This window comes from Leptolyngbya sp. UWPOB_LEPTO1, assembly GCF_017302695.1.
Lineage (GTDB): Bacteria > Cyanobacteriota > Cyanobacteriia > Leptolyngbyales > Leptolyngbyaceae > Leptolyngbya > Leptolyngbya boryana.
In genome coordinates, this window is sequence record NZ_JAFLCJ010000004.1 from 248,909 (window position 1) to 271,231 (window position 22,323).

Here is a 22,323-nt window from a genome sequence, read left to right on the forward strand (position 1 = left end):
TGTTTATGAGTTGAATTAGGGAATATTGTGGTAAGCATTCTCACCTTGACTATGAAAAAAGCATTGCGACACTCAATTGGATCGAACTTATTTATCTATGTTTTGAGCGGTGCATTGATTGGACTGGGCGGCATGTCCTACTTCTTTTATAGGACTTTGGAGAAGAATGCTGAAAGCGAGATTCAAAGCCGTCTCAAAACACAAGTTCGATCGATTGAATCCCAGTTAGCCAAAGTTGAACAATCGACTGAAGATTTAGAAGCTAGTGTTCGCACGCTTCACAATCTTGGAGTAAAAGACGCAGATGCCTATAAGCAGCTTGTCTTTGAACTCTTCCAACGACGTTCACCCTTAACAATGGCTTTCGGGTTTGGGCAACTTTCTAATCAGGTTGTGCCTGATCGTCAATGGTACTGGCCTTACTTCTACGTTGATCAGAAAGCACCCGGTCAAATTGGTCAATTACTTCCCGCTCCAAATCAACACATCCGGTTTGCCGATCTCTTTCAAGATGACGACTATCCCAACAAAGCTTACTACAAAGATGTCATTCGGGCTGGGCAGGACATTTGGCTAGAACCCTACCTTTGGTATGGTCAAACGCTAACGACATTTTCGAGCTTCATCTTTGATGACCAAAATCGGGCAATCGGGGTCACAGGGCTGGACATTAACGTATCTGTGCTGAGTGAACAGCTATATACTTCAGTCAAGAGTGGAGGAGGCTACTTCGCGATTTTAAGTGAGAAAGGTAATCTTCTGACTTATCCACCCGATCAAGCGAAAGCAAAAAAACTGGCATCCCATAAAGATGTGCCAGAACTCGATCGAGTCTGGCAACAAATTCAGGGGCAACAAGCTGGGATTTTACAAGCTGAAGGTTCGTATTGGGCGTATGAGCGGGTACGCGGCACAAACTGGACGATGCTCGCTTCTGTTCCTCGATCAATTATCTTACTGCCTGTTTTATCAATTACAGTCGGTGGGGCAGTCGGTGCAGGAACTGTTTTAGCGATCGTCGTTTTTCTGTTTGTGCGCCGTCTTAATTCCCGATTAGAACCCATTCTAGTAGGGTGTAACCAACTTGCAGAAGCCGATGCTCAGCGCCTTTCGCGCTTAAATAGAGAGCTGACAGAAACTGAGACTTCAACTTCGAGCATCCAGCATGCGGACGAACTAGAAGTTCTAGAATCTGCGTTTCAACGAATGGCGGCTCAGATCAACGAATCATTTGAAGAATTAGAACTCCGAGTTGAGGCAAGAACGTCTGAATTAAAGCACGCCAAAGAACTTGCAGATAGTGCGAATCGCGCCAAGAGCGAATTTTTGGCAAATATGAGCCACGAACTGCGAACGCCGCTCAACGGGATTTTGGGATATACCCAGATTTTACAGCGATCAACGCGTCTCGATATTAAAGAGCAACGTGGAATTGGCGTGATTCACCAATGTGCAACTCATTTGCTCACCCTCATCAATGATGTTTTAGATCTGTCAAAGATCGAAGCGCGCAAAATGGAGTTGAACTCAGTTGACTTTTCACTCTCTTCTTTCTTGCAGAGTGTAGTCGAGATGTGCAGCATTCGGGCAGAACAACGTGGCATTGAGTTTCGATATCAGTTTCAAAGTACACTGCCCAAGTATGTTCATGCAGACGAAAAGCGACTTCGACAAGTCTTAATCAATTTATTAGGCAACGCGATCAAGTTTACCGAACAAGGGCAAGTGACATTTTCAGTCCTTACCTGCTCTGAAGGTAGCCCTTATAATTTGAGGTTTGAAGTAGAAGATACCGGATCAGGCATGACTCCTGAGCAATTGCAAAAAATCTTCCTGCCTTTCGAGCAGGTTGGAGGCGTTGAGAAACGCTCAGAAGGAACTGGGCTAGGTCTAACCATCAGTCAGACGATCGTGCAATTGATGGGCGGAACTATCCAAGTTGAAAGCCAATTGGGTCAGGGTAGCCGATTCTGGTTTGAAATTCCACTCGCCGCTGCGATCGACAATGTTCCACAGACTCCTGACTTTAACGCGAGTCGGATTATCGGTATGATTGGCAGCCGACGCAAAATTCTCATCGTTGACGATCGGGAAGAAAATCGATTGGTTCTGCGAAGTCTACTAGAACCGATTGGATTTGAGATTTTTGAGGCAGAGACCGGAAGAGCTGGACTCAATGAAGTACTGCGAATTCATCCTGATCTCCTCATTACAGACCTGATGATGCCTGAGATGCAAGGTGACGAACTGCTCATACAGATTCGGAAAATGTCAGAATTTCAGGATTTAAGAGCGATTATGTCTTCGGCCAGTGTGTTTGAAGAAGATCGCCAAATCAGCGTAGATGCAGGCGCAGATGCTTTTCTGCCGAAGCCGATCGAAGCTTATGTGCTGTTTGATTTACTTCAGCAACTGCTTCAGCTTGAATGGATTTACGACGACTCTAAATCAGAAAGTGAACTTGCTCAGCCGCCTGAATCACCGACTTCAGATGCAGTGGAACTGCCTGATCCATCTGTATTATCCGGACTCTACGACCTTGCTCGCAAGGGCTTGCTGAATGATCTAACTCAACAGCTTGAGACCTTAGAGAGCGCTAATCCAATGCTGAAACCGTTCTGTCACTTGATCAGCACTTGGGCAGAAGATTTCCAGTTAAAAAAGATTCGTACATTTTTAGAACAGCACTTAGTAGATAAGGAGAGATCATGAAGTCTGCCGATCAAAGTATTCTTATCGTGGATGATAATCCGACGAATCTCAAGGTACTATCCGAAGCGATCACCAGTGAGGGATTCCAAGTTTCGGTTGCTTTAGATGGCGAGAGTGCCTTAGAGCAAATGGCGTATCATCAACCTGCTTTAGTCTTATTAGATGTCATGATGCCGGGAATTGATGGGTTTGAAACTTGCCGCCGAATGCAGGCGAATCCGATTTTCCAAGATATTCCTGTGATTTTCATGACCGCTTTATCTGAGACTGAACATAAAGTAAAAGGGCTAGCCGTTGGAGCAGTCGATTATATTACCAAACCTTTTCAGCATGAGGAAGTATTGGCGCGCGTAAAAGTGCATCTACGATTGCGCCATCTGAGCCAACAACTCGAAGTTCAAAATGAGGTGCTGAAACAATTTAATGAAACACTAGAAGAGAAAGTTGAGCAGCGTACAGCTGAGCTACAGCAGGCTCAGATACAACTCATTCAACAAGAAAAACTATCATCTTTAGGGCAAATGGTTGCAGGTGTTGCGCATGAGATTAACAATCCTGTGAACTTTATTTATGGCAATGTTGTTCCGGCTCAACAGTATGTGGAAGACTTGCTAAGTCTTGTAAATCTCTATCGCTCTCAGTATCCTGAACCGAATTCTGTGATTCAGTCTGCACTCGAAGATCTCGATTTTGATTTCATTGCCGTGGATCTCCCGAAGCTGCTCAATTCGATGCAAGTTGGAGCAGATCGGATTCACGACATTGTGCGATCGCTCCGTAATTTTTCCCGACTAGATGAGGCAGAACGCAAATGCGTCGATCTGCATGAAGGCATCGAAAATACGTTAATGATTTTGAGCCATCGTTTGAAGGTTCAGACAACACAACCCGAGATTAAATTGTTGCGAGAATACGGTGAGATACCCAAAGTCGTTTGTTTTCCGGGACAGCTCAACCAAGTCGTAATGAATCTTCTAGCGAATGCGATCGATGAGTTAGAAAGTAAACGTATTGCCCAGCCTGAGATTCGGATTCAGACTGAACTTGCTGGTGCAGATTCGGTTAGAATTCGCATTATTGATAATGGTGCAGGTATTCCAGAAACAATTCAACAAAAGATTTTTAATCCATTTTTCACAACGAAAGAAGTTGGCAAAGGGACAGGATTAGGTTTATCGATTAGCCATCAGATTGTTGTTGGCAAGCATGGCGGAAATTTGTATTGTCGATCGATTCTGGGGCAGGGAACTGAATTTGGGATTGAAATTCCGATCCATCAGCCCGAATCGGACTCCGAACGCTTATTGAGTTGTGGAATGCGGGATTCTGCCGCATAGAGCGGGAACACAGTGAGATTACAATGATCACAGGTGTTTTAATCGGTTGATGAATTTGTGTATGATTGGCTATGTCTGCTCGAAAGCTGCGAAAGTACGAATACTTGGGCATTAGAACAACTTTCTCAGTTAAAACATGGGGATGTAGTATTTACCCGTGAGCAGACCGCAGGACGGGGACAGTTTGATCGCGTCTGGCATTCACAGCCTGGAATACTCACAGCCAGCTTTGTACTAGATTTACCAGTCACGCAATTATCTGGATTCAGCCTCATTGCTGGTCTTGCTGTGATTCAAGCCATTGAATCCCTACTGCCCATTAAGCTTCAACTCAAATGGACAAATGATGTGTTTGCAGCAGGTCAAAAGCTAGCAGGAATTTTATGCGAATCACGCCTGCAAGCAGATCAAGCGCGCCTCGTCGTCGGAGTTGGATTAAATCGCATCAGTGTTCCAGAATTCGTCACTCAAGCCATTAGTCTCAGCCAGCTTTCAGCAACCGTGCCAGACGAAGAAGAATTACTAACTCACTTGCGCGACTCTCTCTTGCGATTCAGTCAGCACTCTTTAGCAGAATTACTTCCAGAACTTCGAGCTAAAGATTTTCTATATCGACAAATCATTGAATTTCAAACCTCCAATGAAATCTTAATTGGAGAAGCAGCAGGAATCGATGAAGAAGGACGGCTCCTGATGCGATTACCAAACGGGATAGAAGCATTTCGATCGGGGCGAGTTTTGAGAATTCACAAGTCCGAATGGGAAAACCAAAGGAAATAAAAAGCTCGCTGGAAAGACACAATGTCTAGGCACGTCAAAAGCTTCAGCCATAAGATTAACAGGACATTGATCACTCTCAATTCCCAGAGGGAACAGAATTCATCATTTACATCCCCTCACAACTGTAAGAATTGATAAGCCATCACTCAGGATTCTTCTCATTCCAAGGCGCAAAAAACGGGAGCAGCAACAACCCCGGAATCGCCGCCAAAATTGTAGCCAAGAAGAAATTGCTCCAGCCCATCGACTTCGAGAAAGCCCCCGCCGGAGAAGCCATAATATCGCGGCTCACTGCCATCAAACTCGACAACAGCGCAAATTGCGTCGCCGAAAACTGCGGATTACAAACCGTCATCATAAAACCAAGGAATCCCGCTGTCCCTAAGCCTGTACAGAAATTTTCAATAAAAATCGTCGCTAACAGCCCCGAATCCGTTTGATACCAACCGATCGACATTGACTGATCAAAAATCAACATCGGAATCCACACCATGATTCCACTCTTGCCCAACATTGCCAGCAGCCAATAAGCCACATTGCTCAACGCTTGCAGAATCCCAAAAATCCACAGCGACTTATTCACCCCAATCTTGCTAAAAATTCCACCCCCCACGATCGTCCCCCCGATCGTCGCCAAAATTCCCAAAAATCCCTGAATCGCTCCAATATCACTCTGGCTATACTTTGCTCCCAACAAAAACGGCACAACCATCACACTGAGTAAAGCATCGCCATACCGATACAGCACCACAAATGCCAAAACGGCCAACAACCGTCCCCAACCCAACCGCCGAATAAAATCCTGAAAAGGCTGAATAATGGCTGCCTGCATTGTTGTGGGTGGCGCGTAGTTTTTCGGTTCCGGCGCGAACACTGTAGCTATAATCCCGATCGCCATCAATCCTGCCATCAACAGATAAACCTGCGACCATGCCCAATGCCCAGGATTCTTCGGATCTGCAATCATCAGCGCAATCCCACCCGCAATCACCAGCGCAATCCGATACCCTGTCACAAAAAAAGCCGCCCCGCTTCCCATCTGGGCTGGATTGAGCACATCCGTGCGGTACGCATCGGCACTAATATCCTGCGTTGCACTCAAAAACGCGACCAATAAAGCAATCTGAAAAAATGCACTGGGAATCAGCGTCTTAAACGATTGTCCAAACTCACACAAACCTTTGACCGCTGAACTTGCACAAACCTCAGTCGAAGCGACCCCCAGTTGTGTCAGGCTCATCGGATCTTGCCGACTCAACAGCAAAATCGCTGCCACCAGTGCAATCTGCGTCAAAATTAACCAACCCCGTCTTCTGCCGAACAGCGGTGGTATGTAGCGATCGAGAAACGGTGCCCAAAACACCTTCAATGAATAAGGCAATGCCGCCAGCCCGAACAGCCCAATCATCGTATCCGAAACCCCCGCCGTCTTTAGCCAAGCCTGCAACGCTCGTCCCGTCCCCGTCAACAGAAATGGCAGACCAGATGAGAAGCCCAACAAACTCAGAGCCGCCATTTTTCGGCTCCGAAACACTTTAAGATACGGTTGAATATTCACAACATGCAGCGGATTGCGAGAACGTTAGTCATCATCTCACAGTCTTTCTTCTGCGTCATTTTCTGACTGTGCCAGTTCAAACTCAAAGAAATCGTTTGTGTAGTAAATCAACTTTTGTTAAGTTAAACTGATCTTTAAAGCAGCAATCCCCCAGCCATAGCTGAGGGATTGCTTGTAATCAAGGGGTATGCCGTGGGGTTGTTGATTCAACCCTACTTTTTTGATTAGCCGTTGATTGCAGGTGCTTGAACAGCAACCGGAGTTGCATCACTTGCAGCCAAGTCGAGCGGGAAGTTGTGAGCGTTACGCTCGTGCATCACTTCCATACCCAGGTTCGCACGGTTGATCAAGTCTGCCCAAGTCGAAACCACACGACCTTGAGAATCCAAGATCGATTGGTTGAAGTTGAATCCGTTCAGGTTGAACGCCATCGTGGACACGCCCAATGCGGTGAACCAGATACAAACGACCGGCCATGCACCCAAGAAGAAGTGCAGTGCGCGAGAGTTGTTGAACGATGCGTATTGGAAGATCAACCGTCCGAAGTAGCCATGTGCTGCAACGATGTTGTAGGTCTCTTCTTCTTGTCCAAACTTGTAACCGTAGTTTTGGCTCTCAACTTCAGTCGTCTCACGTACCAAGGAAGAAGTTACCAACGAACCGTGCATTGCCGAGAACAAGCTACCACCGAATACACCAGCTACGCCCAACATGTGGAACGGGTGCATCAAGATGTTGTGCTCTGCTTGGAACACGATCATGAAGTTGAAGGTTCCAGAGATTCCGAGGGGCATACCGTCGGAGAACGATCCTTGTCCAATCGGGTAGATCAAGAAGACTGCGGTTGCTGCAGACACCGGAGCGCTATAAGCAACACAGATCCAAGGACGCATGCCGAGACGGTAGGAAAGTTCCCACTGACGTCCCAAGTAAGAGAAGACACCGATCAAGAAGTGGAATACAACGAGTTGGTAAGGACCACCGTTGTACAACCACTCATCTAAGGATGCTGCTTCCCAGATTGGGTAGAAGTGCAAGCCAATTGCGTTCGAGGAAGGAACAACTGCACCAGAGATGATGTTGTTGCCGTAGAGCAAGGAACCTGCAACAGGTTCGCGGATGCCGTCGATGTCTACAGGAGGAGCAGCGACGAAGGCGATGATGTAGCAGATGGTTGCAGAGAGCAAGGTAGGGATCATCAATACGCCGAACCAACCTACATAAATGCGGTTGTCGGTCGAAGTGACCCAGTTACAGAAGCGCTCCCACACATTGCCGCTTTCGCGTCTTTGTAATGTTGTGGTCATGGTTTTAATAATTACTGGAGGTACAAGAAATGAATTTTGGTAAATTTTGAAATCCGCAATTTACCTGACCTCATCTTATGGAAATCTATCTTCATTTTTCTAGTGTTTAAGTGTGAAATTTTATGGCAAAAAATTTCATGTTTGTTCATGACTTGAAACAAAAGTTTGTTTAGTCAGGATTGTTGCCCTCGGATTTGATTAAGGAAAGTAAATCCGATGAGATTGATGCCTTTTAATCCGTTAGTCTAGTATTATTACAGCAGTGACAGAAATATAAATTTACAGATTTAGTTTAAATATCTTCATGAACCTCAAGTTACAGAAATTGGATCAAATTATTAAATTTAATTCGAGTAATACTGTTAGTTTGCTTAGGGTTTTTAAGCAAAGCTGATTTGTGAAGGGTTTTAAGGCTTATCCATAAAAAAGAAGGCAAGATTTTGCCTTCCGGTAGAACGTCACAATTCGTTTGAAAAGGGTTAGACAAGAGTCGGCACTGCTTTCAAAATTCCTTCAAACAATGCAAGTCCGTCTACTTGTCCTAATGCTTGGTCTGAAGCGCGCTCTGGGTGTGGCATCATGCCCAAAACGTTACCCTGCTGATTGCAAATGCCTGCAATATTATTCAGCGAACCATTTGGATTGCCCTCAGTTGTAATATTGCCCGTTGCATCCGAGTAACGGAATAGAACTTGCCCATTGTCTTCGAGTGCTTTCAGCGTATCGGGATCTGCATAGTAACTTCCTTCTCCATGCGCGATCGGCAATTCAATCACTTGCCCCGATTCATATCCCTGTGTCCAAGGTAAATCTGTTCGCTCGACTCGTACCGGAACGCGATCGCAAATAAAATGCAAATCCCGATTTCGCACTAATGCACCCGGCAGTAATCCCGCTTCGGTTAACACTTGAAATCCGTTACAAATCCCCAAGACGAGTTTTCCAGCCTTGGCATGGTCGATCGTCGCTCGCATCACGGGAGAGAACCGAGCGATCGCGCCACATCTTAAATAGTCTCCGTAACTAAATCCACCCGGAACGACCACTACATCAATATCAGACAGATCACTTTCTTCATGCCAAATCATCCGAGTCGGCTGATTCAACAATCCTTGAGTCACCCAGAGAATATCGCGATCGCAATTCGATCCTGGGAACACCAAAACTCCAAACTTCATCGCTTTCTCCTAGACGGTTGCAAGAGCTTGCAATTCGATGCGGTAATTTTCGATTACCGGATTTGCCAATAGCTGGTCACAAATCGTATCGAGTTGCGATCGCGCTGCCGATTCACTTTCGGCAGTCAACGATAATTCGACATATTTACCAATTCGGATCTGCTCCACATTGGTATATCCCATGTGGGCGAGTCCTGACTGTACCGCTGTTCCCGCCGGATCTAAGACCGACGGACGGAGAGTAACATAGATCTGAGCCTGAAATTTTTGAGTCACAGTCGTTGTCCTGAACGTGAAGAAGGTTCCAAAGCTCATCTATTCTAAGACTGCGACGGCTCAAAACGTACAATGTTAAAGGTCTGATCTTCTTTCTTTGCTATGAAATCCCACCGAACCCGCAGCCAAGATCGCATTCTCGATATTTTGAAGCATTTAAACCGACCGATTTCTGCTCAGGATCTTTATGTTGAGTTGCGAAATCGCGATCAGAGTTTGGGTTTGGCAACGGTGTACCGAGCATTAGAGGCATTGAAGCTCGAAGGAATGGTACAGGTGAGAACGTTGGCGAATGGAGAAGCGCTCTATAGCTTGATTCAAGAGGATCGCCATCATTTGACTTGTTTACAATGTGGCAACTCAATTGCGATCGACGAGTGTCCGGTTCACGATTTAGAAAAGCAGTTGAATCAATCACATCGGTTTAAGATTTACTATCACATGTTGGAATTTTTTGGCATGTGCGATCGCTGTCAGGCGAAAGAGAGTTGAACACTTGAATGAAATATGTGGAAATCGAGATTCAGGCTCAGTGCGATTTCTCAAAAACGATTAGCCATCTTCGAGGCATGTCTAATCGGATTAGTGTCAGGGGTGGCAGCGGTTGTTTTAAAACAAGGTGTGAACTGGCTCGGCAAGTGGCGACTGTCAGCCGCAACCGATCATCCAGATTGGATGGTACTCCCTCTTGTGGGACTCGTAGGCGGATTGCTCGCCGGATGGTTGATCGAGCAGTTTGCCCCAGAAGCAGCGGGCAGCGGCATTCCGCAAGTGAAGGCTGCCTTGGGTGGCGTTTCAAGCGCGCTGACAATAAGAGTTGCGATCGCGAAACTGGTTACAACCTTACTGTCATTAGGATCGGGATTAAATTTGGGACGGCAAGGTCCGACCGTTCAGATTGGAGCCGCGATCGCTGCCCAGTTGAGTGACTGGGTTCCGACTTCGCCTGTGCATCGTAGGCAATTAATTGCCGCCGGAGCCGCCGCGGGATTAGCCGCTGGATTTAATGCCCCGATCGCGGGTGTCTTATTTGTCGTCGAAGAATTGCTACAAGATGTGTCTGGACTGACGTTAGGGACTGCAATTTTAGCGTCATTTGTCGGGGCAGTGGTTTCGAGGTTGTTAGGAGGCAATGGATTTAATGGTGCATCTTCCTCGCTAGAGTTGATGACGAGCTTTAATGTTCAGGCAATTCCAATTCTGTTGATTGTTGGAATATCGGCAGGCGTGCTGGGATCGCTGTTTATGCGCGGCATTCTTTTGAGTGTAAGGATGAATCGCAAAGTGCTGAAGTGGAGTTTGCCGCTGCGGATTGCTTTTGCCGGAGGAGTGTCAGGACTTGTGATCGCCATCCTTCCTGATGCACTGCGGAGCACAGCCAGTCTTCAAGAAGTTTGGCTCACAAGCGAATTAGGCTGGAGGATTACGGCAGTTCTTTTTATGACTAAATTTGTGCTCACGTTATTGGCTTTTGGGTCAGGCGCACCCGGAGGACTATTTGCACCCTCACTCATTTTGGGATCTGCCTTGGGCTTTTTGATTAGCTTTGGCGCGCAAAGTCTAGAAACGATGGGAGTTCCACTCGGTTTAGATCTGACTCAAGCGTTTACAACAACGGCTGCTCTAACTGGGATGGCAGCATTTTTTAGTGCAGTCACTCGTGGACCCATTACGGCAATCGTCATTGTCTTTGAGATAACCACAGATTTTACGATTGTATTGCCGCTGATGATTGGCTCTGTGAGTGCGTATCTGGTCGCAGAAAGTCTTTTTAGTGGATCAATTTATAAACACTTACTGGCTTCTAATGGCATTCACCTAAGTGCAAATTTAGAAATCGAAAATCGATTATCCGGTTTGACAGCAAAAGATTTAATGCAGCCACGAGTCGAAACGTTGTCGAGCCAGATTAGTTTAGATGAAGCGATGCAAGCATTTTCGCGATCGCATCATCGCGGCTTTCCAGTGATCGAAGACGGCGTTTTAGTTGGAATTGTCACACAAACAGATTTAGCGAATATCGCAGATAAGCAGCAACGGCTGAGTGAGTTTATGACAGCGCGCCCGGTCACAGTTCATCCTGACGATCCACTCAGCCAAGTTCTCTATCTTCTCAATCGCTATAAAATTAGCCGCTTGCCTGTTGTTGATCGTAAAAAATTAGTCGGCATCATTACTCGCGCCGATATTATTCGAGCGGAGTCGGATAAGCTAACCAATCTCGGATCTCAAAAAGAGCGATCGTATGTGGTTTATCAAACCCGTGCGCCGGAAACCGGAAAGGGTCGAGTTTTAGTGCCGATCGCGAATCCTCAAACTGCCGGAAGTTTACTGCAAATGGCGGCTGCCATTGCTCAAGAGCGAGGATATGAATTGGAATGTTTACAGGCAATTCCGATCGCGCGTCATTACACACCTGCCGAAACGCCTGTCTCAACTGCAATCAGTCGAAAATTATTAAAGAAAGCAGGTCGGCTTGGCAAACAATGGAACATTCCCGTTCATACCCAAGTGCGGGTGACGCATGACATCTCAGAAGCAATTCTAGAAACAATTAAAGAACGTCATATCGACCTCTTAATCATGGGCTGGAATGGCGAAACTTCTACACCAGGTCGAATTTTTGGCAATGTTGTCGATACGATGATTCGCCAAGCGAGCTGCAATGTCGTTCTTGTCAAGTTTGGAAAACGCCCTGCCCTCGATCGCTGGTTAGTTCCGACTGCGGGTGGTCCAAATTCTCGGCAAGCCATTCGGCTGTTACCTGCGCTGACAAAACTAGCAGAACAGCCTGAAATTTGTTTATGCCAAGTGCATCACCCGCAACGCGAACTACCCGATCTCAATGTCTTGAATGAAGCGATGGAATTTTTGGGCGATCGCTTAACTTGCCCGATCGCATTAATGCCTGTCTGCGCCAATGCGGTTTCAACCGCACTAATCGATTTGGCACAGAAAGATCAGTGTGATGTGATTGTGCTGGGAGCAACGCGTGAAGGGCTATTACAGCAAGCGATCCAAGGAAATATTCCAGAAGCGATCGCCAAACGCTGTGACTGTACGGTCATCCTTGTTCGGGGTGCAAGCTCTTAAACAAAACGAGTGAGTTGAACTCGGTAACGGTCTTTCTTCGTGACCATCACATCTCCAACCTCAACACGCCCTTTTCCCCGAATCGCAATCAGATCTCCTGCTTTGACCGAGTAGCTAGAGGATGTGATTTCTTTCCAGTTAACGCGCACATCGCCTGCTGTGATCAAGTCTGCCATCTTACTGCGGGACATTCCAAAGCCAGCCGACGCGATCGCATCTAATCGCATCGAAGCTTCAACCGTTGTGATTTCTTTCTTTTTCGGCTCCCGGATCTTCAATTCCTCAAACGGAATGGGTTGAGTTTTCACCGGAACCGATCGCACTTGGGTTAAAGCAGTTTGCAAGAATTCTCCGAGTTCAGGAGTGACGATCGCTTGTGCTCCTCGTTCTCCGAGCACAATAATGTCCCCAACTTTATCGCGGACAATTCCGGTTCCTAAGATTGCACCGAGAAAGTCGCGATGCGTTGCCGGATCGAAGAGGAAGTTCCCAGCAATGTCTAGGGCAACCAGCTCAACTTGAGACGAATCTAAGGGAATTTCAGATCGAGCGATCGCGAGTCTTTGCCGTTCTGCCTGGGGATATCCACCCCATGCGAGAAGCTGAACTTCGGTCAGCCGACTAAACGATCGTTGAATCTCTGCGAGTTCTGGAGGCGAAAGAAAGTCACTGGTGACCACTTCCCAAGTCTTGATCGCTTGTTCAGCCTGATCAATCACTCGCGCGATCGCCTCTCGATTTTCTACCCCTTTCAGAAGGTCTTCCCTTGGTAACATAACAATATCGACTTAGAAAATCCCATTTTATCGAACTTAGACCTGACAATCAGACTCATGTAAATTTGGGCAATTGAGCGGAGTGACTCAAAATCCTTCGCCAATGATGTCAGTCTTAGAATGAACCGCAGAAGCAATCTTAAAAGGTAGAAAATGACTTATCTCGTTGCAGTTTTGAAAGATCGTATACAAGCCGAAGCAGCCTACTCAGCCTTAGAAACAGAAGGCTTACCGATGGACAAAGTAGCAATTTTGGGTCGCGGCTATCAGAGTGCTGATGAATACGGATTGATCGATCCAAATGAACAAGCAAGAAAGCAAGTTCGATTGATGGCATCTTGGCTTGTGCCGTTTGGGTTTGTCGGCGGGAGTGCCTTCAATCTGATTACCGGATTAGATACATTTGCTTGGGCAGGTGAGATTGGTAGTCCTTTGATTGCTGGCGTTTTAGGTGCGCTGTCAGGACTGATGGGCAGTGTCTTTGTCGGAGGCGGAGTTGGTTTAGTCATCGGTGGCGGAGATGCTTTGCCGTATCGAAATCGCATCAATGCTGGAAAGTATCTGATTGTTGTGAACGGGTCAGATGTGTTAGTGCGGCAAGCTACTCGCAGTCTCAGAGCATTTGATCCTGAAAGTCTGCAAGGCTATGCAGAACCGGGGGTTGTATGATGCATGGGTTTATCCCGAGCGATCGCTATTTTCCTTATCTCACTTGGACAGATATCCAAGCAATGCCTAATAAGGAGAATGTCGTGATTGTGCAGCCGATGGGTGCGATCGAACAACACGGGGCACATCTGCCTTTAGCCGTTGATTCTGCGATCAGTGTCGCCGTTCTTGGCAAAGCATTAGCGCAGTTAGATCCAAGCATTCCAGCCTATGCTTTGCCGCCGTTGTACTATGGCAAATCGAATGAGCATTGGCACTTTCCAGGAACGGTTACGCTGAGTACACAGACCTTACTCGCAATTTTGATGGAAGTTGCAGAAAGCATCTATCGAGCTGGATTTCGTAAGCTCGTGTTCATGAATTCTCATGGAGGACAGCCCCAAATTCTCGAAATTGCTGCACGGGATTTGCATCAGCAGTACGAGGATTTTGCAGTTTTCCCGTTGTTCACCTGGAAAGTTCCGACCATTAGCGCGATCGCGACCGAGCTGCTCACGCCGAAAGAATTAGAGCTAGGAATTCATGCGGGTGATGCCGAGACGAGCTTGCTGCTCTCGATTTTGCCGGATCAGGTCAAAATGGATCGCGCCGCCGCAGAATATCCGCTCGGTGAACCACAAAACGGTGTGCTGAGTATGGAGGGGGCGCTTCCGTTTGCTTGGATGACTCGCGATCTGAGTAAAAGTGGCGTTTTAGGAGATCCCACAACTGCATCTAAAGAAAAAGGCGATCGTCTTTTAGCGGCACTGGTAACGGGATGGATACAAGTCATTACGGATATTTATGAATTTTCGTTACCGAATGCGTACAAACTTCAATAAGTTGGAGAATTTGTAGCGCATGTCACATCGTTTTTTCTAAGACGAGTAAAATGGTGTCAAACCCAAATCTCTAGAAGACATAGAGGTGTTGTATGGCAGATGCACAGGTCAGACCCGTTCTCCACACGCTACAGGAAGTCGATGAAGCGGTAAGACGCTACAACGCAACAGATTGGCAAACTGAAGAAGAATCCCTCCCCCTCTGGCAAGCGATTCGAGACGCTTCTCTCGAACAACTGCCCAGTCAGAAAGATCCCTTCAAAGTGCCCGGAGAAGATAGCTATTAAATCTACTCAACTACGTAAAACGCGATCTTCTCAGTGAGAAGATCGCGTTTTCTCTCAATTGCATCGTGCTAGACTGCCATATCACCGGAGTCAGGAGAAGATCCGGTTGAAATGCCAAGCTGCTTACGGCTTTTCTTCAACTGTTTCCACAGCGATCGAATTTCTTGATAAGACTCTTCTGGCGTCATCTTACCGCCTGTCTCTAGACAGCAGATATACGACACTCGCTGAGAAAATTCTTGCAAGTTCGCATTAAACACCAAGTTCTCCGGTTTAACTTGACCCCGGTAGCGACTGCGGGGGTAAAAGAAATTGTGTTGGTCTGCCATCGTTCTTATCTCCAAATGCCAAAATTTAAACTTGCGCTTCAATGGGCGATTCAGCTCATTGGGTTGCACGGTGCGAGTAACTCCTACAACAGAGGAAGAAAGGATCTCTGAATCTATCAAGATTTTCAGTTTAACCTCTCTTAATCAGATGTTAACCTAATCATTTATGAAGATTCTGTAACTCAGATCACGACTGAGATTAATCCTAGTCAATCCCAGACTCGATTTACATCTGCCGTTTAGGTTAGCGTTGAGGTTAAGTAGAAGTTAACGAGGAATTTCGCGGACGGCAGCTTGTGCTTCTCGACGCAATCCTTCTGCAATCCGAAACAGTTCGCGCCCATTGCGAAGATGATGATCGTCATAATTATTCGTAAAGTAGAATAATTCATCAATACCATCGCTGAGTTGATTCAAGCAGTAATAGAGATTGGCTGCAGCAGCGGCGGCATTCGGGGGATTAGGAGTAGACTGAAATGTTTTTTGCGCTTTGCCTAGCAACTCTTGACATTCTTCTAAGTACGTTTGAAAGTTTTCCATCAACTCGTCATCAAATGGATCGGCTGCGAGTTCATTAATTTGAGACTTTAAAGGACGAATAATCTGATTCAGAACACGATTGATCGATGTGTGCGCTTTTAACCACAGTTTTAACTGATTGTCTTCGTGCTGCTCGGCTTGTCTTTGCTTGCGATAGTGAGCTTGCGCAGCTTCGGTGCGTTCTTTTCGCGATCGCACACCTGCTTCTGAGTAGCCGACCTCTGCATACTGAAGCTGCTGATCGTAAGAACGCCGTCTTTGGGGATCGCCTAAAACTTCGTAGGCTGCATTGATCCGAGAAATTTTTTCATGACTCGAACTGACCCGATTGGTATCGGGGTGAAATTCCTTTGCCAACCGCCGATAGGCTTGCTTAATCTCCGCTTGCGTCGCGGTTGGTTGGAGGTCAAGAACTTGGTAGTGAGTAAGAGTGATAGCCATATCGTTATTATGCGACACCGAGCTATCTCTCTAGCTGTCGATCACGAGATCGATTGAGATCAAAATTGCTGGAAATGCAATTGCCTCAATCGTTCCAGTTGTAGCTGCCATTCTCAGAAATCCGAAACTCCATCGGCAGTTACAGTTTTTACACTCATTTTGCGATCGCTAGACTCATAAGACTTGCAGCGATAATCTGAGACTCAAATTACAGCTTTTGGGTTTTAATAGTAAACTCGTTCTTACTGCTCATGGATGAATGCAATGCCGCGATTTTTACATTTGGCTGATGTTCATTTGGGGTTCGATCGCTACGACAGCAAAGAACGCACGAAGGATTTTTACTTGGCGTTCGAGGATGCGCTGCAAAAATATGCGATCGACACTCAAGTTGATTTTGTGATCATTGCAGGCGATTTGTTTGAGCATCGAGTAATTCAGCCGAATATTCTCAATCAGGCGAAGATTTGTTTTCAGATGTTGAAAGCGGCTGGAATTCCAGCGATTGCGATCGAAGGAAATCACGATAATCGCCCCTATGGAACTGTGACCAGTTGGCTGAAATATCTAGCTGAAGATGAATTGGTCATTTTGCTAGAACCTGACCGAGTAGACGATCGCATTGTTTACGAACCGTGGGATGGCATTGCGGGTGGATATTATGATTTGCCTTGTGGGGTGAGAGTTTTAGGCTCGCGTTGGTATGGAGCATCTGCACCGAGAGCAATTTTGCAATTGTCAGAAGCCATGCAAGCGCTTCCGCCGAGTCCAGGGCATACCGTAATGCTGTTTCATCAAGGGCTAGAAGGTCAGATTGCGCGATATCAAGGTGCATTAAAGTATAACGATTTGCTGCCGTTGAAAGAGGCAGGCGTAGATTATCTGGCTTTAGGACATATTCATAAAAGCTACATTGAGCAGGGATGGATTTTTAACCCTGGATCAACTGAGACAAATAGCGTCGAAGAAGCAAAATACGATCGCGGTGTTTTCCTTGTTGAACTGAGCGAACAAGGCATTGATGCTCAACTGAAACAAGATTATCAGCAGCGGCGATGGGTGCGATTGAAATTGAAAGCACGCGGGCAGGAAAGTTTAGAGCAGATTCAGGAAAATGCGATCGAACTTGTGCAATCAGCAATTCGATCCAAAGAACTGAATCCCGATGCCCGTCCCATGGTGGAATTGCGAATTGAAGGACAGGTTGGATTCGATCGCTTAGATCTCGATGTGCGTAAACTTCAACAAGAGCTACAGCAACTTAGTAACGCACTCATTTTCCTGTTGAAATATGAGGCAGAGTCCGTGGAGTTTGCCTCTCCAATTCCAGAAGATGCAAGTCGGACTCAGATTGAGCAAGAGATTTTCACAGATTTGCTGACAGCGCATAATCACTATAAAAATCGCGCGCCCGAATTAGCAAAGGGATTGATCGGATTGAAAGAAATGCAGTTAGAAGAGAGAGCAACGGCTGAACTGTATCAGTTTGTCGAAGAACTCTTAGGGACTTAGTTCGATTTGAAATTCGATCAAACTTGCGATCGCTGCACCAATCTCCTGCATCGTCGTTTCCGGCACTTGTCCTAATTTGCGAATGAATCGTCGTGTATCAACGCCTCGAATTTGTAAGGTGTCGATCGCTGAAACTTTAGACAAACCATTTTGAGCATCCGGCTGAATCTGAACATGCCAAAGATTTTGCTCAAAATAGTCCTTCCAATCTGTAATTGGTGCAATCAGTTTGATGGGTAATCGCCCAATCTGATCCGAGCTGAGAATGATTGCAGGGCGAACCTTCTTAATCTCTGATCCCACAGTCGGATCGAAGTTTACCAGCCACACTTCCCCTCGTTTCGGACTAATATTCAACGATGTCTCCTGCCTGTAGCTCTTTCCACTCACTATCTTGTTCATAGTGAAACGCGATTGCATCTGCTTGCTCTGCCAAAATGCGACGACGTTCTGCGATCGGCAATTGAAGAAATGCTCTTCGATGTTCTAGTGATTTTGAAGACGAATCAGGAATCTGCCCAATTAAATCTGCGATTGCTTCATTCACAGACATTCCTCGACTCTCTGCCCAGCGATTCACTTTCTGGAGCAGTGCTGGATCTAATTGCAGTGTGAGTTCTGCCATATTTCTGTATCGATTGAATTGTTTCTATTTTAAGCGCGATCGACAAACACCCTCTCCAAAAAATCCGCCAATCTCAAACAACTCCATTACAATGATCTGACTCGAAAACCATCGGGACGGTGAATGATAAGCCTGTCTTTTTTGGAGTCAACATATGAGAAAGATTGGCGTAATCTTGAGTGGAATATTGCTGATGGCGGCTCCGGCTCAAGCCATTCCAGGACAAACACTCGACGAAGCTGCCGTATGGATGAAATCTAATTCCACGGTGCGACCGAGCCAAAATGAAAAATTTTTAGTGCGGCGCATTAATTCGTCCGCGCAGCAGTTTACATTTCATGCGTCGTTAAATCCTCCGGGACAATTGGCGCGCTTTGCCCCCGGAAGACGTATCATTCGCAGTGAAACTCTCTCTCTGTTTGATATGCGAAATGGCGTAACCCTAGCTCGACTCAGAGAATCCGTGCGATCGATCTACGGATTTGAAATCGCTCGCGACTTTGAGCAAGCAAAGATCGTCAAATCTTATCCCACAGACTCCCGAATTCAAGAAGCGGTGCAAAAACAAAACCCTCAAATCGCCGCTTTGCAAGGAGAATTACGGCAGGGAGAACAATTTGCCTACTGGCTTGAGATTGCTCAAACCGATGTCGGCAAAGCTTACTCAGGACAATTGACGGTGTTTCTACTCGATGACTTGGAAAAATTGCGATCGGAGTTAGCAAATCGATGAACTGGCGGCACTTCATTCCGTTTTTTGACACAACTGCAATGGACTGGGCAGTCACGCCTCGCTTGTTGCGCTGGCTGACCTTTGTGTGGTTGTTTGTAGGATTGGCGGTAATGTTTAGTGCCTCATATCCTGTCGGAGACGCGATCGGCGATGGGTTGTACTACTTTAAACGGCAACTAATCGCGATCGCGTTAGGCATGATTCTGTTTAACGTCCTAATTCACGCTCCCCTGCGCTACATTCAGGGCGTTTCAAGTTTAGGATTTATCTCGCTGCTCGGCGGAATTTTTCTGACAACTGTGATCGGGCGAGAAGTAAACGGAGGACAGCGTTGGTTTGAAGTCGGTCCATTTTTGATTCAGCCTTCGGAGTTGATTAAGCCATTTCTGGTCTTGCAGAGCGCTCGAATTTTTGGACAATGGGAACGACTGACTTGGCGAGTGCGACTGACTTGGATTGGACTGTTTGGGCTGATGCTGATCGGAATTCTCCTTCAGCCGAATCTCAGTACCACTGCTCTTTGTGGAATGGCATTATGGCTCGTTGCTTTGGCTGCCGGATTACCCTATCTCTATTTAGGCGGAACAGCGGTTGGAGGGCTATTTTTGGCGACCTTGAGTATTAGTATTCGAGAGTATCAACGCCGCAGAGTCATGTCATTTCTCAATCCTTGGTCTGATCCCTTGCAAGATGGCTATCAACTCATCCAAAGTTTGTTAGCGATCGGCTCAGGAGGATTTGCCGGAACAGGATTTGGGCTTTCTCAACAGAAATTATTTTATTTGCCGATTCAGTATACCGACTTCATTTTTGCAGTCTTTGCTGAGGAGTTTGGTTTAATCGGGTGTTTCGCATTTATGGTGATGCTGATTGCTTATGCGACCTTGGCATTGATTGTGGCAAAACAAGCGCGAAATGCCATTCATCGATTGGTCGCGATCGGGGTCATGGTGATTATGGTTGGTCAGTCTTTGCTGAATATTGGCGTAGCAACTGGTGCATTACCGACGACTGGATTACCTCTGCCGTTGTTTAGTTACGGTGGGAGTTCAATGATTTCTAGTCTCGTCTGTGCAGCATTGTTGATTCGGGTCGCACGAGAAAGTAGTGAAGCGAGCGTGTCCCCGATCTCCGAAAATCCCAAAGTTGTCTCATTTGCAGAAGCGAGAACCCGACGAATGAAACCCAGACCGTCGCGCTAAGTCGGTAGAATGGGAAAGGCGCTTCGGATTGCTTAACCATGTTTGATACGTTCCAGACTCAACTTTATGAGCTTTCGCAATTTGCCGATCGCTTAGTTTCTAGCCAATTGACGCATATTACTCCGGTCAGTATTGGGGTAATTTTTGCGGCAGGTTTGCTGACGAGTTTAACGCCTTGTACGCTGTCGATGTTGCCGATTACGGTGGGCTATATCGGCGGGTATGAAGCAAAATCTCGGGTACAGGCTGCGGCACAATCCACCTGGTTTGCCCTAGGATTGGCGACGACTTTAGCAGGACTGGGCATTGCAGCAACGCTATTTGGCAGAGTGTATGGGCAGGTTGGGACAGGTTTACCGATCGTGATTAGCGTTGTCGCGATCATCATGGGATTGAATTTATTAGAAGCGTTGCCGTTACAGATGCCGACGATTGGAGGAACAGATTGGATCTCTGAAGAATTGCCGACAGGTGTGCGATCGTATCTATTAGGAGTGATGTTCGGTTTAGTCGCGTCGCCTTGTAGCACCCCGGTTTTGGCGACAATTTTAGCTTGGATTAGTACGACAAAAGATCCGATTCTGGGTGGATCGCTTTTACTGTGTTATACGGCTGGATATGTTGCGCCGTTGATTATTGCCGGAACATTCACCGCAGCGATTAAGAAATTATTGGAGTTGCGGCGTTGGTCGGGTTGGATTACGCCGACAAGTGGTGTGTTGCTTGTGGGATTTGGTGTGTTTTCGTTAATGTCGCGATTTGTGTTTTAGAAGATGACTTTTACAGAATTAGTGAACGCTCCCAAGCGGTATTTGAAAAAAGAATTGCTGCCCGTTTTAGCCGATTTGAGATTAGCGATCGTGCTTTTACTCGCGATCGCGGTTTTTAGTATCGCTGGAACAATCATTGAGCAAGGACAATCCGTTCAGTTTTATCAAGCGAATTACCCTGAAAAGCCTGCTCTCTTCGGCTTTCTCACTTGGAAAGTTCTGCTGACAGCCGGACTTGATCATGTGTATCGAACTTGGTGGTATTTAGCGTTACTGATTCTGTTTGGAGCGAGTTTGACCGCTTGTACATTTACGCGCCAATTGCCTGCGCTGCGCTGGTTTTCGCGAACTTGGAATTTCTACAGTCAGCCGCGCCAGTTTCGCAAATTTGCGTTAAGTGCTGAGTTCCCCAAAGCTGGAATTGATCAGCTTTTACCGCTGCTGGAACAGCGCAAGTACAAAATTTTTCAAGACGGTGACAAGCTTTACGCGCACAAAGGAATTGTTGGGCGAATTGGGCCGATCGTGGTTCATGCCGCGATGTTGCTAATTCTGCTAGGCGGCATTATCGGTGCGATGACGGGCTTTATTGCTCAAGAAATGGTTCCCAGTGGAGCCACATTTCAGATTGACAACGTAACGGATGCGGGAATTTGGGCGGCTCCGCAGATTCCGAAAGATTGGTCTGTGAAAGTCAATCGATTTTGGATTGATTACTTGCCGACTGGAGAGATCGATCAGTTTTACTCGGATCTTTCTGTGCTCGATCGAGACGGAAAAGAAGTCGATCGTAAAACCATTCACGTCAATGAACCCCTGAAACACAAAGGGGTGACGCTCTATCAGGCAGATTGGTCGATCGCGGCAATTCAAGTGCGACTCAACAACAGCCCAGTCCTGCAATCGCCGATGGCAAGAATCGACCAGGGCAGCGGGCGAATTTGGGGAACCTGGCTGCCGTTGAAGCCCGATATGAGTGATGGCGTGTCTCTCGTTGCCAAAGATTTACAAGGCTTGCTACTGGTCTACGACATGGATGGCAAGCTGATCGCAACCGTGCGTAAAGGCATGGCGGTTGATGTGAAAGGATTGAAATTATCGATCGTCGATCTGATCGGCAGTACTGGACTGCAAATCAAAGCCGATCCAGGGATTCCTATTGTCTATCTTGGCTTCGGCTTACTGATGCTCGGTGTGATTATGAGCTATGTTTCTCACTCGCAGATTTGGGGATTAGAGAAAGATGGAGCCATCTACATTGGAGGCAGAACCAATCGTGCTCAAGTCACCTTTGAACGAGAATTTTTGGGCATTCTGGAAGCGATCGATCAGGGTAAATCTGAATCGACTCCAACCCAACTCGCCCAAACTTAAACT

22 protein-coding genes are annotated in these 22,323 nt (G+C 46.6%); 13 read left to right on the forward strand and 9 right to left on the reverse strand.

Annotated features, from left to right (window positions below):
• The first annotated feature begins 51 nt into the window (after positions 1 to 51).
• From J0L70_RS08660 to J0L70_RS08670, 3 genes are read left to right on the forward strand one after another with little or no spacing between them, the layout of a single operon-like run.
• Complete coding sequence (locus J0L70_RS08660) at positions 52 to 2,712, forward strand: hybrid sensor histidine kinase/response regulator (protein WP_190652155.1); 2,661 nt, start codon at positions 52 to 54, stop codon at positions 2,710 to 2,712.
• Positions 2,709 to 4,049, forward strand: coding sequence for a hybrid sensor histidine kinase/response regulator (locus tag J0L70_RS08665; RefSeq protein ID WP_190652156.1), 1,341 nt, complete (start codon positions 2,709 to 2,711; stop codon positions 4,047 to 4,049). The genes J0L70_RS08660 and J0L70_RS08665 overlap by 4 nt, the downstream gene beginning before the upstream one ends.
• 57 nt (positions 4,050 to 4,106) lie before the next feature.
• A complete protein-coding gene (locus J0L70_RS08670; RefSeq protein WP_287454092.1) occupies positions 4,107 to 4,829 on the forward strand; it encodes a biotin--[acetyl-CoA-carboxylase] ligase in 723 nt (240 codons plus the stop codon).
• Between the two features lie 142 nt (positions 4,830 to 4,971).
• Here the strand turns inward: J0L70_RS08670 and J0L70_RS08675 are convergent, their stop codons facing one another.
• The 4 genes from J0L70_RS08675 to purS all read right to left on the reverse strand — a co-directional run bounded on the left by J0L70_RS08675 (position 4,972) and on the right by purS (position 9,148).
• Positions 4,972 to 6,387, reverse strand: a complete 1,416-nt coding sequence (locus tag J0L70_RS08675) for an MFS transporter (protein ID WP_353736626.1) — start codon at positions 6,385 to 6,387, stop codon at positions 4,972 to 4,974.
• 224 nt (positions 6,388 to 6,611) lie between these two features.
• Entirely contained in the window at positions 6,612 to 7,694 is a 1,083-nt protein-coding gene (psbA, locus tag J0L70_RS08680; protein WP_017289997.1) for a photosystem II q(b) protein, read from the reverse strand.
• A 479-nt stretch (positions 7,695 to 8,173) separates the two neighbouring features.
• Complete coding sequence (purQ, locus tag J0L70_RS08685) at positions 8,174 to 8,872, reverse strand: phosphoribosylformylglycinamidine synthase subunit PurQ (RefSeq protein WP_017289998.1); 699 nt, start codon at positions 8,870 to 8,872, stop codon at positions 8,174 to 8,176.
• 9 nt (positions 8,873 to 8,881) lie between these two features.
• Positions 8,882 to 9,148: a phosphoribosylformylglycinamidine synthase subunit PurS gene (purS, locus tag J0L70_RS08690; RefSeq protein ID WP_026148867.1), complete on the reverse strand. Its 267-nt coding sequence runs from the start codon at positions 9,146 to 9,148 to the stop codon at positions 8,882 to 8,884.
• Positions 9,149 to 9,250: 102 nt separating this feature from the next.
• On the opposite strand from purS, the gene J0L70_RS08695 reads away from it, so the two are divergent.
• On the forward strand, positions 9,251 to 9,640 hold the full coding sequence (locus J0L70_RS08695) for a Fur family transcriptional regulator (protein WP_017290000.1): 390 nt from the start codon (positions 9,251 to 9,253) through the stop codon (positions 9,638 to 9,640).
• A 15-nt stretch (positions 9,641 to 9,655) separates the two neighbouring features.
• Positions 9,656 to 12,241: a chloride channel protein gene (locus J0L70_RS08700; RefSeq protein WP_268181143.1), complete on the forward strand. Its 2,586-nt coding sequence runs from the start codon at positions 9,656 to 9,658 to the stop codon at positions 12,239 to 12,241.
• Here the strand turns inward: J0L70_RS08700 and J0L70_RS08705 are convergent.
• Positions 12,238 to 13,017 carry a photosystem II electron transport protein, Sll1252 family gene (locus tag J0L70_RS08705; RefSeq protein ID WP_287454093.1) on the reverse strand — a complete coding sequence of 260 codons (780 nt, stop codon included), beginning with the start codon at positions 13,015 to 13,017 and terminating at the stop codon, positions 12,238 to 12,240. The genes J0L70_RS08700 and J0L70_RS08705 overlap by 4 nt on opposite strands.
• Positions 13,018 to 13,170: 153 nt before the next feature.
• Here J0L70_RS08705 and J0L70_RS08710 point away from each other — a divergent pair, with 153 nt between their 5' ends.
• The 3 genes from J0L70_RS08710 (at position 13,171) to J0L70_RS08720 (ending at position 14,794) form a co-directional block, all read left to right on the forward strand.
• On the forward strand, positions 13,171 to 13,686 hold the full coding sequence (locus tag J0L70_RS08710) for a hypothetical protein (protein ID WP_017290003.1): 516 nt from the start codon (positions 13,171 to 13,173) through the stop codon (positions 13,684 to 13,686).
• Positions 13,686 to 14,507 carry a creatininase family protein gene (locus J0L70_RS08715; protein ID WP_287454094.1) on the forward strand — a complete coding sequence of 274 codons (822 nt, stop codon included), beginning with the start codon at positions 13,686 to 13,688 and terminating at the stop codon, positions 14,505 to 14,507. Before J0L70_RS08710 ends, J0L70_RS08715 begins: the two co-directional genes overlap by 1 nt.
• 92 nt (positions 14,508 to 14,599) lie before the next feature.
• Complete coding sequence (locus J0L70_RS08720) at positions 14,600 to 14,794, forward strand: hypothetical protein (RefSeq protein WP_017290005.1); 195 nt, start codon at positions 14,600 to 14,602, stop codon at positions 14,792 to 14,794.
• 68 nt (positions 14,795 to 14,862) lie between these two features.
• On the opposite strand, the gene J0L70_RS08725 is transcribed toward J0L70_RS08720, so the two are convergent.
• Complete coding sequence (locus J0L70_RS08725) at positions 14,863 to 15,123, reverse strand: DUF7219 family protein (protein WP_017290006.1); 261 nt, start codon at positions 15,121 to 15,123, stop codon at positions 14,863 to 14,865.
• Between the two features lie 267 nt (positions 15,124 to 15,390).
• Positions 15,391 to 16,104 (reverse strand): J domain-containing protein, encoded by a 714-nt coding sequence (locus J0L70_RS08730; RefSeq protein WP_017290007.1) that lies wholly within the window; start codon positions 16,102 to 16,104, stop codon positions 15,391 to 15,393.
• Positions 16,105 to 16,359: 255 nt separating this feature from the next.
• Here J0L70_RS08730 and J0L70_RS08735 point away from each other — a divergent pair, with 255 nt between their 5' ends.
• Positions 16,360 to 17,616, forward strand: coding sequence for a metallophosphoesterase family protein (locus J0L70_RS08735; RefSeq protein WP_353736627.1), 1,257 nt, complete (start codon positions 16,360 to 16,362; stop codon positions 17,614 to 17,616).
• Here the strand turns inward: J0L70_RS08735 and J0L70_RS08740 are convergent.
• Positions 17,605 to 17,973 carry a type II toxin-antitoxin system PemK/MazF family toxin gene (locus J0L70_RS08740; RefSeq protein ID WP_287454097.1) on the reverse strand — a complete coding sequence of 123 codons (369 nt, stop codon included), beginning with the start codon at positions 17,971 to 17,973 and terminating at the stop codon, positions 17,605 to 17,607. The genes J0L70_RS08735 and J0L70_RS08740 overlap by 12 nt on opposite strands.
• A complete protein-coding gene (locus J0L70_RS08745; RefSeq protein WP_287454098.1) occupies positions 17,963 to 18,241 on the reverse strand; it encodes a hypothetical protein in 279 nt (92 codons plus the stop codon). Before J0L70_RS08745 ends, J0L70_RS08740 begins: the two co-directional genes overlap by 11 nt.
• 154 nt (positions 18,242 to 18,395) lie before the next feature.
• Here J0L70_RS08745 and J0L70_RS08750 point away from each other — a divergent pair, with 154 nt between their 5' ends.
• From J0L70_RS08750 to J0L70_RS08765, 4 genes are read left to right on the forward strand one after another with little or no spacing between them, the layout of a single operon-like run.
• Positions 18,396 to 18,974 (forward strand): hypothetical protein, encoded by a 579-nt coding sequence (locus tag J0L70_RS08750; protein ID WP_242044745.1) that lies wholly within the window; start codon positions 18,396 to 18,398, stop codon positions 18,972 to 18,974.
• Positions 18,971 to 20,176 carry an FtsW/RodA/SpoVE family cell cycle protein gene (locus tag J0L70_RS08755; RefSeq protein ID WP_287454099.1) on the forward strand — a complete coding sequence of 402 codons (1,206 nt, stop codon included), beginning with the start codon at positions 18,971 to 18,973 and terminating at the stop codon, positions 20,174 to 20,176. Before J0L70_RS08750 ends, J0L70_RS08755 begins: the two co-directional genes overlap by 4 nt.
• A gap of 38 nt (positions 20,177 to 20,214) precedes the next feature.
• Positions 20,215 to 20,946 carry a cytochrome c biogenesis protein CcdA gene (locus J0L70_RS08760; RefSeq protein ID WP_017290013.1) on the forward strand — a complete coding sequence of 244 codons (732 nt, stop codon included), beginning with the start codon at positions 20,215 to 20,217 and terminating at the stop codon, positions 20,944 to 20,946.
• A 3-nt stretch (positions 20,947 to 20,949) separates the two neighbouring features.
• Positions 20,950 to 22,320 carry a cytochrome c biogenesis protein gene (locus J0L70_RS08765; RefSeq protein ID WP_287454102.1) on the forward strand — a complete coding sequence of 457 codons (1,371 nt, stop codon included), beginning with the start codon at positions 20,950 to 20,952 and terminating at the stop codon, positions 22,318 to 22,320.
• Positions 22,321 to 22,323: the final 3 nt, after the last annotated feature.